Below are 14,643 nucleotides of genomic sequence, written 5' to 3' on the forward strand. Positions count from 1 at the left end.
TTGTTGGTTGTCACCGATCTGCAGGCCTGCGCCGACAGGCTGCCAGCGGCGGCCTGGCACCCAACCAACCAACTATCACACTCGCTGGCGACCACGATGGTATGCAATGTACCAGTGGCGCCCGGCGACGCACGCCTATGGCGCGGCGCATCGATCACCCCTGCGCGCACCGGAGAACACCATGACCCAGCCTAAAATCGCCCTGCGCCTGTGCGCGCGCCGCTATATGTCGCACTGCCCCGAAGGATGATGTCGATGACCTCACTGCCACTGATCCTCCTCGTCCTTCTTCCTTTCGCCGGCGCTCTCGTTTCCGCCTGCCTGCCCAACAGTTCGCGCAACCGGCCCGCGGCCGCCGCCGGCGCCTTTACCCTGGCGGCGCTGCTCATTACCATTTCAAGATTCGACGAACTCGGCGCCGGCCAGGTGGTGCAGTCGCGCCACGAGTGGCTGCCGCTGTTCGGCCTGGACTTCATCATGCGCATGGATGGCCTGGCGTGGCTGTTCTCGATCATGGTGCTCGGCATTGGCCTGCTGGTGATCCTGTACGCGCGCTACTACATGTCCAAGCGCGACCCGGTGGCGCGCTTCTATGCCTATATGCTGGCTTTCATGGGCTCGATGATGGGCGTGGTCCTGTCCGGGAACCTGATCCAGCTGGTGGTGTTCTGGGAACTCACCAGCCTCACGTCGTTCCTCTTGATCGGCTACTGGCAAGACAGTAACGACGCCCGCCGCGGCGCGCGCATGGCGTTTACCGTCACCACCGCCGGCGGCCTGTGCCTGCTGACCGGTGTGCTCATCCTGGGCCACATCGTCGGCAGCTACGAGCTCGATGCGGTGCTCGCCGCCGGCGACCAGATCCGCGCCAGCCACCTGTACCTGCCGGCGCTGGTGCTGGTGGCGCTGGGCGCGCTGACCAAGAGCGCGCAGTTCCCGTTCCACTTCTGGCTGCCCCACGCGATGGCCGCGCCCACGCCGGTGTCGGCGTATTTGCACTCGGCGACGATGGTCAAGGCCGGCGTATTCCTGCTCATTCGCCTGTGGCCGGCGCTCGGCGGCACGCCCGAATGGACCTGGCTGATCGGCGGCGCCGGTGTCATCACGCTGCTGCTTGGCTCCCTGTTCGCGATCTTCCAGCACGACATGAAAGGCTTGCTGGCCTATTCGACCATCAGCCACCTCGGCCTGATCACGGTCTTGCTGGGCATCGGCACCCCGCTGTCGATCGTGGCGGCGGTCTTCCACGTGATGAATCACGCGATCTTCAAGGCCTCGCTGTTCATGGCAGTGGGCATCGTCGATCATGAAACAGGCACCCGCGACATGCGCGTGCTGCGTGGCCTGAAACGCGCGATGCCGGTCACCGCCGCGCTGGCGATCGTGGCCTCGGCCTCGATGGCCGGCGTGCCTTTGATGAACGGCTTCCTGTCGAAAGAGATGTTCTTCGCCGAAACCGCGCACGTGGGCGGCAGCGAAGACTGGACAATGTCGTATGCGGCCGTCTTGATGGGCATCTTCAGCGTGGCCTACTCACTGCGCTTCATCAGCGTGTTCTTCGGCGCGCTGTCGAAAGACCTGCCGCAAGAGCCGCACGAGCCGGCGCGCTGGATGCGCTTCCCGGTCGAGTGCCTGGTGGTGCTGTGCATCGCCGTGGGCGTGATGCCCGAGCGCGTGGTGGGCGACATCCTGGCCGTGGCCTCGAGCTCGGTGCTGGGCGCGGCCATGCCGGCCTATGACCTGGCGATCTGGCACGGCTTCAACCTGGCGCTGGGCATGAGCGGCGCCGCGCTGGTGCTGGGCGCCATCCTGTACTGGGTGCTGCTGCGCCGCCACGACCTGCGCGAACGCACGCGCGTGCCGGTGCTGCACCGCCTGAAGGGCGCGCAAGCCTACGAGAACACGATGCTGGCGCTGTCGCTGGGCGCGACCTGGATCATCCGCCTGACCGGCACCAAGCGCCTGCAGCCGCAACTGCTGGTGCTCATGACCTTCATGATCGTCGTGCCGCTGCTGCTGGTCGACCCGTGGCCCGGCCTGCCGGCCGTGCACCTGGGCGACATCGAACCGCTGTTCGCCGCGCTGTGGCTGATCGGCGCCGGTTGCGCCGCCGGCGCGGCCTACAAGGCCAAGTACCACCGCCTGGCCGCCCTGAGCATGGTCGGCGGCACCGGCATCGTCACCGCGATCACCTTCGTGTGGTTGTCGGCGCCCGATCTGGCGCTGACCCAGCTGATGGTGGAAACCGTGACCACGGTGCTGATCCTGCTCGGCCTGCGCTGGCTGCCGCCGCGCCTCGTGCCGAAGGAACTCAAACTCAAGAAGGCGCCGCCAAGCACGTGGTTCCGGCGTTCGCGCGACGGCCTGATCGCCGTCGGCGGTGGCCTCGGTATCGCCGCTGCCAGCTATGCGGTGCTGATGCGCACCCCGCCGCCGTCCATTGGTGAATTCTTCGTGCTGCGCGCACTCACCGAAGGCGGCGGCTCGAACGTCGTGAACGTGCTGCTGGTCGACTTCCGGGGCTTTGATACGATGGGCGAAATCACCGTGCTGTCGGCCGTGGCGCTGACCGTGTACGCGCTGCTGCGCCGCTTCCGCCCCGCCACCGAATCGATTGCGATTCCCGTGCAGCAGGCCAGCGACGTCGATCCGACCAAGGATCAGCCGCCAGCGCTCCAGGCGCGCAGCGGCTACCTGATGATCCCGGCCGTCTACCTGCGCCTGCTGCTGCCGGTGATGGGCCTGATGGCGGCCTACTTCTTCATGCGCGGCCATAACCTGCCTGGCGGCGGCTTTGTCGCCGGCCTGATTTTCGCCACCGCGCTGATCGTGCAGTACATGGTCGCCGGCACCGACTGGGTCGAGTCGCACCTGCGCCTGCGGCCGCACCGCTGGATTTCGTGGGGCCTGTTCTGCGCGGCGTTCACAGGCATCGGCGCCTGGTTCCTCGGCTACCCGTTCCTGACCAGCCACACGGCCCACCTCGACCTGCCCGTCCTGGGCGAACTGCACGTGCCGAGCGCGTTCATGTTCGACCTGGGCGTGTTCCTGGTCGTCGTCGGCTCCACCATGCTCACGCTCGTCGCGCTGGCCCACCAGTCGCTGCGCAGCCACCGCGCGGCCGCCGACGCCACGCGCGCCACCATCCCACCTGCCAAGGAGATCCTCTGATGGAGCTTGTTCTATCGCTGGCCATCGGCATCGTGTTCGCCTCCGGCATCTGGCTTGTCCTGCGTCCGCGCAGCTTCCAGGTGCTGTGCGGCCTGATGCTCATGTCGTACGCCGTCAACCTGTTCATCTTTTCGATGGGCCGCCTGTGGGTCGACTCGCCGCCCCTGACGCCGGCCGGCAGCGTGCCCAATCCGGCGGTGCTGGCCGACCCGCTGCCGCAGGCGCTGGTCCTGACCGCAATCGTGATCGGCTTTGCCACCACCGCGCTGTACCTGGTGGTGATGATCGGTTCGCGCGGCCTGACCGGCACCGACCACGTTGACGGCAAGGAGCCCGATTTATGAGTCTGCACTGGACCCAGCACCTGATCCTGGTGCCGGTATTGCTGCCGTTGCTGGTCGGCGCCGCCCTGGCCCCGCTCACGCAGGGCTGGCATCGCCTCAAGTTCTGGCTCAGCTACGCCTCGCTTCTCGGCCTGGTGGCCAATGCGCTGGCGCTGATCCACATGACCGACGGCGGCACATGGCAGGACGGCATGGGCATCTACCTGGCCGCCAACTGGAGCGCGCCGTTCGGCATCGCCCTGCTGGCCGACCGGTTAAGCAGCATCATGCTGCTGCTCACCGCCGTGCTGGGCCTGGCGGCGCTGCACTTCACCAAGCAGCGCTGGGGCCGGATCGGCGTGCACTTCCACACGCTGTTCCAGTTTTTGCTGATGGGGATCAACGGCGCGTTTCTGACGCACGACCTGTTCAACCTGTTCGTCTTCTTCGAAGTGATGCTGGCCGCCTCGTATGGCCTGGTGCTGCACGGGTATAACGCCGAGCGCATTCGCGCCAGCATGCAGTACATCGCGATCAACCTGGCCGCCGCGCTGCTATTCTTGCTCGGCACCGCGCTGATCTACGCCACCACCGGCACACTGAACATGGCCGACCTGGCCGCGCGCGCACCGATGCTGGCGGGCGACGAACTGGCGCTGTTCAAGGTCGGCGCCACCGTGCTGGCCTTGGCGTTCCTGACCAAGAGCGCCATGTGGCCGCTGGGCTTCTGGCTGCCGACGACCTACGCCGCGGCCTCGCCGCCGGTGGCCGTGATGCTGGTGTTGATGACCAAGGTGGGCGCCTACGTCGTGCTGCGCCTGTGGCTCTTGATCTTCTCGGACAGCGCTGGCGGCGCGGCCGGCTTCGGCGCGGATGCCCTCTTGTATGGCGGCATGGCCACCATCGTGTTCGGCGCCGCCGGCATGCTCTCGAGCGACACGGCCGGGCGCATGGCGGGTTACGCGGCGATCATCTCGTCCGGCACGCTGCTGGCGGTGATCGGCTATGGCCAGCCGAACCTGGTCACGGCCGGCATCTATTACCTGATCGGCTCCACGCTGGCGGTGGCGGCGTTTTTGCTGCTGATCGAACTGATCGACCGCATCCGCACCCCGCGCTCGGCCATGCTGGCGCTGACGATGGAAGCCTATGCAGTGGAAGACGCGCCGGATGAACCGGTCGGGCGCGGCGTGCCGGCTGCGATGGCCTTCCTGTCGCTGGCCTTTGCCGCCTGCGCGCTGATGATCGCCGGCCTGCCGCCGCTGTCGGGCTTTGTCGCCAAGTTCAGCATGTTCCACGCGCTGCTCCATCCGCAGGTGGTGGCCACCGCGGCCAACGGCGTGATCACCGGCCCGACCCCGATCCCCACCGCCGGCTGGACGCTGATCGTGCTGATCGTGCTGTCGGGCCTCATCGCCGTGATCTCGATGATGCGCTTCGGCGTACGCACCTTCTGGGCCAGCGGCGTGCTGGTCGCGCCCAAGCTGCACCGCACCGAAGTCATGCCCATCATGTTCCTGCTGGCGCTGTCGGTCGGCATGACCGTGCAGGCCAATGCGCTGTTCGGCTACCTGGCGCGCGCCAGCGACGACATCCACCGGCCGGCGACGTATATCGGCCGCGTGCTGTCCGAGCCCACCCTGCCCGGTCCGACGTCGATGCCTGCTCCCGCCATCAACCTGACCCCGGAGGCGCCATGACGCGCTGGCTCCCCCACCCGATCGTTTCGCTGCTGCTGTGCGGCCTGTGGCTGCTGCTGAACCAGACCCTGTATCCGGGCCACATCCTGCTCGGCGCGCTGCTGGGCATCGCCGGCCCGATCCTCACGCGCCACCTCAATCCGCTCGGCTACCCGCGCCTGCGCGCGCCGCTCGTGGCGGTGCGCCTGCTGGGCTTTGCGTCGGTCGAGGTGGTGCGCTCGTGCTTCAACGTCAGCCGCGTGATCCTGTTCGCCGACTATGCCAACCTGAAGTCCGAATTCATCCGTGTGCCGCTGACGATGCGCGACGAGTACGGCCTGGCCGCGCTCTCGTGCCTGATCAATATGACGCCCGGTACGGTCTGGACCGAGATCCAGCCCGAGCGCCATGAGCTGATCCTGCACGTATTCGACCTGCACGACGCGGCCTGGTGGGTCGACACCATCAAGACCCGCTATGAGCAGCCCCTGATGGACATCTTCGAGAAGAAAGGCACCCATGGCGACCCTGCTTGAACTGTCGATCGGCTACGCCCTCGTGTGTGTGCTGGCGGCGATGCTGCTGTGCTTCGTGCGCCTGCTGATCGGGCCTTCGGCCCACGACCGCGTGCTGGCACTCGATACCCTGTGGATGTGCGGCATGCTGCTCGCGCTCGTACTGGGCATCCGCTTCGGCACGCAAGTCTATTTTGAAGTGGCGATGCTCATCGCGCTGGTCGGCTTTGTCTCGACCATCGCAATAGCCAAATTTTTAATGCGTGGGGAGATCATCGAATGAACGGCATCGAACACTTGTCCGATTGGGCCGCCCTGGTCGTCTCGCTGCTCCTGATCCTGGGCGCGAGCGTCGTGCTGATTGGCGCCCTGGGCCTGGTGCGCCTGCGCACCTTTTATCAGCGCATCCATGGCCCGGCGATCACGATCACGATCGGCACCGGCAGCCTGCTGCTGGCATCCATGCTGTACTTCACGACCGCACAATCGCGGCCCGTCGTGCACGAAGTGATCATCACGCTGTTCGTGCTGCTCACGGCGCCGGTGGTGTCGATGATGATCATGCGCGCCGCCGTGTACCGCGATTTGCGGGCCAAGCGCGCAGATGCCGGCGCCACGGCTGGCGACGTGTACACGATCGCGCACAAGGACATCGGCAAATAATCTGCTCGACTCGGCTCGGCGCGGCCGAGCCGATTGCTGTCGCTGATCCACCACAACGTAGAGTAAATACAACAGGTCAAAACATGCGATGGCGCGGCGCAGCAATGATAGCGCTATCAGCAGAGTCTCTTCAGTAGCGCGCAAAAATTCATTGGCATTCTCGAATTTGCCTTGCGTTGCAACATCGATATCAGGTTTACAAATTTCACCAGCTCGTCAACACTGAAAAAAACGCACATGTTAGCGCTAACGTCAGTGAGGAGAAAACGATGCCGGTCACCAGTAATCCCTTCCCGTCAACCTCTACCGGCGCCTTGCGCTGGGTCGTCATGGGCGTGAGTGGATCGGGCAAGAGCACGGTCGGCGCCTTGCTGGCTGCCCACGACGGCGTGCCGTTCCTCGAGGGCGACGCCTATCACCCCGCCGCCAACGTCATCAAGATGAGCGCCGGCACCCCACTAGACGACGACGACCGCGCCGGCTGGCTCGCCACCCTGGCCGGTGAAATCCGCGCCGCGCGCGAGTACGGCAATGGCCTGGTGCTGTCCTGCTCATCGCTGAAACGACGCTACCGTGACCTGCTGCGCGCGGCCGATCCGGCGCTGCGCTTCGTCCACCTGGCCGGCCCGCGCGAGCTGATCGCCGCGCGCATGGAAAACCGCCCCGACCACTACATGCCGCCGGCGCTGCTCGAAAGCCAGTTGCGCATCCTCGAGCCGCTGCAACCGGACGAGGCTGGCTTGACCCTCGACATCACGCTGGCGCCGCAGGCGCTGGTGGAACGCATCACCGCCAGCGCCTGACAGGTCAAGACGCGGCACCAGAGCAAGCACCACGCCTTAGCCAGCTAGCGCAGCTGCCCACCCATAGAGGCGGCGCGCTTTCATTCAACGAGCATCGAGGAGACAACCATCATGCGTACACCCGTTCAACGCACTCTCATCAGTCTGGCCGTGGCCAGCGCCTGCTGGATGGTCGGCGCCGCCGCCCAGGCCCAGGAGGCGCCCGCCGATCCCGCTACCGCCACCGATCCCGCCACCGACACTGCGCCGGAGCCAGCGACGCCGACAGCGACCGAACCCGCCGCCACCTCGGTGGTGCGCATCTCGGGCTCGCGCATTGCCGCGCGCGGCTTCACCCAGCCGACGCCCACCACCAGCCTGAACGCCGCCGATCTCGAAAAAGCGGCCAAGCCGAACCTGTTCAACACGCTGGCCGAACTGCCGGCCCTGCAGGGCAGCACGGGCCGCACGACCAGTACCAACAGCACCAGCAGCGGCATCCAGGGATTGAGCTCCCTGAGCCTGCGCGGCCTGGGCACGATCCGTACCCTGACGCTGCTCGACGGCCAGCGCGTGGTGGGCGCCAACGTCACCGGCGTGACCGACGTGAGCCAGTTCCCGCAACTGCTGGTCAAGCGCGTGGACGTGGTCACCGGCGGCGCCTCGGCCTCGTATGGCTCCGATGCGGTGGGCGGCGTGGTCAACTTCGTCACCGACAAGACCTTCACCGGTTTCAAGTCCAACGTCCAGCTGGGCCAGACCAAATACGACGATGACAAGGGCGCCACCGTGCAGGCGGCGTGGGGCCGGGCGTTCCTGGACAACCGCCTGCACGTGACGGCCAGCGCCGAATTCACGAAAGAAAATGGCATCGAGTCGCCCGGCATCGGCGGCATCGGCCCGAATGGCCGCACCTGGTACCAGAACCCGGCCTACTCGGTGCGGCCGCTGAACCAGACCGGCGACGGCCTGCCGCAGTACCGCGTGATCTCGAACGCGCAGCAGTACCAGTATTCGAAATACGGCCTGATCACGAGCGGGCCGCTGCAAGGCACCGCGTTCGGCGATGGCGGCGTACCTTACCAGTTCCAGTATGGCTCCAACGGCCGGCCCACCGGCACCGGCGCGGTGACCGGTTGCGTCAACCCGTTCTGCATCGGCGGCGATTTGAGCGGCAGCGTGGGCTCGGGCACCAACCTGGCGATGAACTTCAAGCGCCAGGTGGCCTATACCCGCGTGTCGTATGACCTCAATCCGGACAACCAGGTCTACTTCACCGCCAACTACGGGCAGGTCGCCTCGCGCTTCTCGCCCAATCCGGGCGCGGCCAAGAACGCCAACCTGAACATCCAGTGCTCGAACCCGTTCCTGCCGGCGTCGATCGTGGCCGCCTGCGCACAGAACAACATCAGCAGCTTCCAGTACGGCACCTCGAACGCGATCTTCCCCGAGAATATCGACGTGCAGCCGACCCGCACCCAGCGCCGCTTCGTCGTCGGGGCCGAAGGCAAGTTCGACCTGATGGGCAAGCCGTGGTCGTACGACGCCTACATCACGCATGGCGAAAACAAGACCAATCTCGACGCGAACAACATGACGATCAATCGCCGCTACAACGCCGCGATCGACGCCGTGCGCGCGCCGAATGGCCGCATCGTGTGCCGCAATCCGGTGGCCGCCGCGGCGGGTTGCGTACCGCTCAATATCATCGGCAACAACCCGGTCGATCCCGCTGCCTGGGCCTACATCGCGCCCGAGAACGGCCCGCGCCAGCGCACCACGCAGAGCCAGGATGTCGCCAGCATCAACGTCAATGGCGAATTGTTCGAAGGCTGGGCCGGGCCGGTGTCGCTGGCCACCGGCGCCGAGTACCGCCGCGAGAAGTACCGCGTGCGCGGCGACGCCTACGGCAATGGCGTCACGCCCGACTCGCCGAACAATGCGCAGTACCCAAGCGACCCGCTGCTCGACACCACGGTCGGCAACAACTGGTACGCCGGGAACTTCCACAACGGCGAAGGCAGCTACAACGTGCGCGAAGCCTACGTGGAACTGAACGTCCCGCTGTTCAAATCCGACACCTGGGGCGAAGCGAACCTGAACCTGGCCGACCGCGAAACCAAGTACAGCACCGCCGGCAGCGTGGGCAGCTGGAAGCTGGGCGCCACCTGGCAAACCCCGATCGACGGCCTGCGCCTGCGCGGCGTCACCTCGAAGGACGTGCGCGCGCCAAACCTGAGCGAACTGTTTGCCGCGCCGGTGGTGGTCAACAACGTGGTCCAGTACCAGGGCAACACGATCAGCATCCAGGAACGCACCGTCGGCAACACGGCGCTGCGCGCCGAGATCGCGCGCAACAACACGTTCGGCATCGTCCTGAGCCAGCCGACATGGGCGCCGGGCTTTTCGGTCTCGCTCGACTACTTCGACATCAAGGTCAAGGGCGTGATCTCGGCGCTGACCAGCCAGCAGGAAGTCGACCTGTGCGTGGCCGGCAACCAGGACATCTGCAATGCGGTGGTGCTCAACAACCCGGGCAACAACTACGTCACGGTGCAGAACTTCAACCTCGCCTCGCTCGAGGCCAAGGGCTTCGATATCGAGACCGCCTACCGAACTGGCCTCGAGCGTTTGAACCTGCCGGGCCGCTTCACGTTCCGCGCGCTGGGCACGCGCAACCTGCACTTCATCACTGACACGGGCGTGGTCGGCACGATCCCGGTGGACGCGGCCGGCTCGAACATGGGCAACACGCCGAAGTGGAAGGTGCTGGCGCAGCAAAGCTGGGACAACGACAAGCTCAGTCTGACGCTGACCGAGCGCTGGATCAGCGACGGCACCTACCGCAACGACTTCATCGAGTGCCAGACCGGCTGCCCGGTCTCGACGCTGATCCACCCGACCATCTACAGCAACAAGATGAAGGGCGCGACCTACTTCGACTTCGGCGGCAGCTACAACCTGTCCAAGCAGATGCAGCTGTACTTCAAGATCGACAACCTGACGGACGAGCACCCGGAACCGGCGCCGCAGACCAACGCGAGCTTCGGCATCAACCCGGCGCTGTACGACGTGGCCGGACGCACTTACCGGGTCGGCCTGCGCTACGGCTTCTGACGGGATCGCGCCGTGTGGAATATCGTGTCCGTGCTGCTGGCGGTGGGCCTGCTCACGCTGCTCATCGCGTGGGGCAAGGTCCAGCCCCTGCTGGCGTTTGTCGCGGCGGCGCTGGCGGCTGCCCTGCTGCTCGGGGTACCGCTGGCGCGGATCCCGGGCGCCATCGAGAAAGGCATCGGCGACCTGCTTGGCTCCCTGGTGGTGATCATCTGCCTGGGCGCCGTGTTCGGCAAGCTGATCGCCGACAGCGGCGCGGCGCGCCGCATCGCCACCTGCCTGGTCGATGCGCTCGGGCCGCGCCGCCTGCCGGTCGCGCTGACGATTACCGGCTTCGTGGTCGGCATTCCGCTGTACTACAACGTCGGCTTCGTGCTGCTGGTGCCACTGATCTTTTCGCTCGTCTACAGCTCGGGGCGCCCGGCCGTGGCACTGGCGATCCCGCTGCTGGCGGGCCTGTCGATCGCGCACGGCTTCCTGCCGCCGCACCCGTCGCCGGTGGCGCTGGTGGCGGCCATCCACGCCGACATGGGCACCACGCTGCTGTACGGGATCGTGGTGGCGGTGCCGACCCTGATCCTCGCCGGGCCCGTATTCGCGTTATCGCTGGCGCGCATCCAGGCGCAGCCTGCCGCCATCTTCCAGGACGGCCGCCAACTACCCGACGCGCAACTGCCCGGCGCGGTCAACAGCTTCGCGACCGCGCTGCTGCCAGTGCTGCTGCTGGGCGCGACGACGCTGCTCATCATGGCGCGGCCCGATCTCAATGGCGTGCTCGCCTTCTTTGCCAATCCACTGGTCGTGATGGCGGTGGCGTACGGCGTGGCGATCGTCTCGCTCGGGCTGGCGCAGGGTCGCTCGTTCGTCACCGTGATGCAGGGCCCGGCCGAGGCGATGCGCGAGATCGCGCCGATCCTGTTGATCATCGCCGGCGCCGGCGCGCTCAAGCAGGTGCTGGTCGAATCGGGCGTGAGCGCCGAGTTGGGCGCGCTGCTCGCGAACCTGACACTCTCGCCACTGGTGCTGGGCTGGCTGGTGGCGACCGTGATCCGCATCTGCCTGGGCTCGGCCACCGTGGCCGGCGTGACGGCCGGCGGCATCGTCGCGCCGCTCGTGCAGAGTTCTGGCGTGGATCCCAACCTGATGGTGCTGGCCATCGGCGCGGGGAGCCTGATGTGCAGCCACGTCAACGATTCAGGCTTCTGGATGTTCAAGGAATATTTTGGCCTGTCGCTCAAGGACACGTTCCGCTCATGGACGCTGATGGAAACGCTCGTCGGCGTGTTCGGCCTGCTGTTCGTCCTGCTGCTGTCCCATTTTTTATCGCTGTGATCCCGTCTGAGGAAAAACACCATGATGACAAGGATGTTTGCAATCGCGCGCGCTTGCGCGTTTCTGCTGTGTTTCACCGCCACGGCGTCGGCTGCCTCGGCTGCCTCGCTGTCGGCCTACCCCGCCATGCCGGTCGACCCGCGTGCGGTCGTCGTGCGCGCCACCGGTGACGGCGTCACCGACGACAGCGCCGCGCTCCAGGCGGCGATCGACAGCGCGGCCAACGGGGGCCAGGGCGGCGTAGTGTTCCTGCCGTCCGGGCGCTATCGCATCACGCGCTCGATCCTGATTCCGCTGGCGGTGCGCGTGTATGGCGTGGGGCCGACGCGCCCGGTGTTCGTGCTCGCCCCGGATACGCCCGGCTTCCAGAAGGGCGTTGCCAATATGGTGATCTTCACGGGCGGCGACCAGTACAACGTCGGCAAGGTGCCGATGCCGGTGCCGAGCGCGGTGCCGTTCAGCGCGGAAGACGGCAAGGCGGTGCGCAATGCGAACTCGTCGACGTTCTATTCGGCGCTGTCGAATGTCGACTTCGAGATCAAGGACGGCAATCCGGCCGCCGCCGCCGTGCGCATGCACACGGCGCAGCACTCGAACCTGAGCCACATCGATTTCCATATCGGGTCCGGACTGGCGGGCGTCTACCAGGTAGGCAACGTGGCCTTCAACCTGCGCTTTCATGGTGGCCGCTACGGCATCCTCAGCGAGAAAACCTCGCCTGCCTGGCAATTCACGCTGATGGATTCGAGCTTCGACGGCCAGCGCGACGCGGCGATCCGCGAGCACGAGGCCAGCCTCACGATGGTCAATGTCGACATCCGCAACACGCCGGTCGGCGTCGAGATCAACCGCGGCTATGGCGACTGGTTGTGGGGCAAGGACGTGCGCTTCGAGAATGTCAGCCGCGCCGCACTTGTGGTCAGCAACGAGAACAATGTGTACACGCAGGTCGGCATGGAAAATGCCAGCGCACGCAACGTGCCCACGTTCGTGCGTTTTCGCGACAGCGGCAAGACGCTGGCTGGCAAGGGCCGCGACTACCTGGTGAAAGAGTTCAACTACGGCCTGTTCATCAAGCAGATGGCCGAGCCGGGCCAGTTCTCGACCAACTACAAGACGGCGGCGCTGCCGGCCAATACAACCCCGGTGCGCGCGCTGCGCGCCCTGCCGGCGTCGAACGACTGGGCCAATGTGCTCGACTACGGCGCGAAAGGCGACGGCAGCACCGACGACACGGTTGCGCTGCAAAAAGCGATCGACAGCAAGCGCACCGTCTATCTGCCGCTGGGTTTTTACGTCGTCAATGACACGGTTCGGATGAAGCCCGACACGGTGCTGATCGCGCTGCATCCCGGCCTGACCCAGCTGGTGATTCCAAATGGCTCGTCGCACTACCAGGGCATCGGCAGTCCGAAGGCGCTCCTGGAGAGCGCGCGTGGCGGCGACGGCATCGTCTCGGGCCTGGGCCTGGCCACCGGGGAAGTGAACAACCGCGCGGTGGCCCTGCTGTGGCGCGCCGGCGCGCAATCGCTGGTGGACGACGTGCGCATCCAGGGCGGCCACGGCACGCGCCTGTACGACGGCACCCGCGCCGATCCGTACAAGAAGGACGCGAAGTTCGACACCACCGCGCATTGGGATCGCCAGTACCCGAGCGTGTGGGTGACGGATGGTGGCGGCGGCACGTTCTCGGGCATCTGGTCGCCCAGCGGCTACGCGCAGGCGGGCTTCTACGTCACCAACACCACCACGCCCGGCAAGGTCTACGAGCTCTCGGCCGAACACCATATCCGCGCCGAGATCGTGCTGGACAATGTGCAGAACTGGGAATTTCTGGCGCCGCAGACCGAAGAAGAAGTGCGCGACGGGGCCGATGCGGTATCGGTCGAGATCCGCAACTCGAAGAACATCCTGTTTGCGAACTACCACGGCTACCGCGTGACGCGTTCGTACAAGCCGATGCCGGCCGCGATCCTGATCACCAATTCGAGCGACATCCGCTTTCGCAATGTGCACGTGAATGGCGAGAGCGGTTTTGCAAGCTGCGATGACGCCGGCTGCGCGACCTATCTGCGCGCCAGCAAATTTGCCTACGAGAACGCGATCCGCGACGTGACCCACAAGCTCGATGTGCGCGAACGCGAATTCGCCGTGTTCGACTACAGCGGTGCGCAGCGCAAGGCGCCCGCGCCGCTGGGCCGGGTGGCCAAGCTCGAAGGCGGCTTTTATTCGATTGCCGGCGGCGCCGTGGACGCGCGCGGCAAGCTGTATTTTGTCGACCGCCACTGGAAGCGCATCTTCAGCTGGAGCAAGGACGATGGCCTGGTCGTGGTGCGCGACGCGCCGCTCGACCCGGTCAACCTGGCGATCGACAACAGCGGCAACGTGATGGTGCTGTCGTCGTATGGCCCGCAGGCCAGTGTGTATGCGTTTGACCCGCGCAAGCCGGGACTCGACCTGACGATGATCGAGCCGACGCCGGTCGCGGCCCGCAAAGGCGGCCGCATCGCGGTGCCAGTGAACTTCTGGCAGAACGGCGAATTCAAGGACCAGCTGAACGTCGACACCTACGAGTTCACGACACTGGCCGAGATGTTCGCCCGCGACGTCGCGCTGCCGAAGGCGAATGAATACGTCTCGCCCGACGGCAGCCTGGCGCTGCCGGCCTACCGCGTGCTGCGCCAGGGCGCACCGGACCACCGGGGCTGGCGCTGGGCCGATTCGCTGCAGGCGCACGGTTTTGTGAGCGCGCCAATCGGCGGGCGCGTGGTGTTTACCAACGGCTCGGAAAACCGCACCTTCAGTGGCGTGGTGGGCGCCGGCGGCGGGATCACCGACCTCAAACCCGTGGCCGATCGCGGTGGCGAAGGCGCGGCGGTCGCACCGAACGGCGACGTGTATGTGGCGAATGGCCAGGTCTTCATCTATGGCAAGGACGGCAAGCAGAAAGGCCGCATCGACGTGCCGGAGCGCCCGCTGCAATTGCTCTTTGGCGGCGCGGACAAACGTACACTCTTCATCCTGACCCACCACGCGCTGTACGCCACACAGATCAACTGAGGAC

Annotated in this window: 10 protein-coding genes; all 10 read left to right on the forward strand. The window is 66.1% G+C overall.

Annotation, left to right across the window (positions count from 1 at the left end):
• Nucleotides 1-255 precede the first annotated feature (255 nt).
• A complete protein-coding gene (locus tag AB2N08_RS06995; protein WP_367609920.1) occupies nucleotides 256-3,171 on the forward strand; it encodes a monovalent cation/H+ antiporter subunit A in 2,916 nt (971 codons plus the stop codon).
• On the forward strand, nucleotides 3,171-3,515 hold the full coding sequence (locus tag AB2N08_RS07000) for a Na+/H+ antiporter subunit C (RefSeq protein ID WP_367609921.1): 345 nt from the start codon (nucleotides 3,171-3,173) through the stop codon (nucleotides 3,513-3,515). The genes AB2N08_RS06995 and AB2N08_RS07000 overlap by 1 nt, the downstream gene beginning before the upstream one ends.
• Entirely contained in the window at nucleotides 3,512-5,194 is a 1,683-nt protein-coding gene (locus AB2N08_RS07005) for a monovalent cation/H+ antiporter subunit D (RefSeq protein ID WP_367609922.1), read from the forward strand. Before AB2N08_RS07000 ends, AB2N08_RS07005 begins: the two co-directional genes overlap by 4 nt.
• Nucleotides 5,191-5,709 (forward strand): Na+/H+ antiporter subunit E, encoded by a 519-nt coding sequence (locus AB2N08_RS07010; protein ID WP_367609923.1) that lies wholly within the window; start codon nucleotides 5,191-5,193, stop codon nucleotides 5,707-5,709. The genes AB2N08_RS07005 and AB2N08_RS07010 overlap by 4 nt, the downstream gene beginning before the upstream one ends.
• Complete coding sequence (locus tag AB2N08_RS07015) at nucleotides 5,693-5,971, forward strand: K+/H+ antiporter subunit F (protein ID WP_367609924.1); 279 nt, start codon at nucleotides 5,693-5,695, stop codon at nucleotides 5,969-5,971. The genes AB2N08_RS07010 and AB2N08_RS07015 overlap by 17 nt, the downstream gene beginning before the upstream one ends.
• Nucleotides 5,968-6,351, forward strand: coding sequence for a monovalent cation/H(+) antiporter subunit G (gene mnhG, locus AB2N08_RS07020; protein ID WP_367609925.1), 384 nt, complete (start codon nucleotides 5,968-5,970; stop codon nucleotides 6,349-6,351). Before AB2N08_RS07015 ends, mnhG begins: the two co-directional genes overlap by 4 nt.
• Nucleotides 6,352-6,620: 269 nt before the next feature.
• On the forward strand, nucleotides 6,621-7,154 hold the full coding sequence (locus AB2N08_RS07025) for a gluconokinase (protein ID WP_367609926.1): 534 nt from the start codon (nucleotides 6,621-6,623) through the stop codon (nucleotides 7,152-7,154).
• Between the two features lie 111 nt (nucleotides 7,155-7,265).
• A complete protein-coding gene (locus AB2N08_RS07030) occupies nucleotides 7,266-10,250 on the forward strand; it encodes a TonB-dependent receptor plug domain-containing protein (RefSeq protein WP_367609927.1) in 2,985 nt (994 codons plus the stop codon).
• Nucleotides 10,251-10,262: 12 nt separating this feature from the next.
• Complete coding sequence (locus tag AB2N08_RS07035; RefSeq protein WP_367609928.1) at nucleotides 10,263-11,579, forward strand: gluconate:H+ symporter; 1,317 nt, start codon at nucleotides 10,263-10,265, stop codon at nucleotides 11,577-11,579.
• Between the two features lie 21 nt (nucleotides 11,580-11,600).
• On the forward strand, nucleotides 11,601-14,639 hold the full coding sequence (locus AB2N08_RS07040; RefSeq protein WP_367609929.1) for a glycosyl hydrolase family 28-related protein: 3,039 nt from the start codon (nucleotides 11,601-11,603) through the stop codon (nucleotides 14,637-14,639).
• The last annotated feature ends 4 nt before the right edge of the window (nucleotides 14,640-14,643 follow it).

It is taken from the genome of Massilia aurea, from assembly GCF_040790145.1.
Lineage (GTDB): Bacteria > Pseudomonadota > Gammaproteobacteria > Burkholderiales > Burkholderiaceae_D > Telluria > Telluria aurea_C.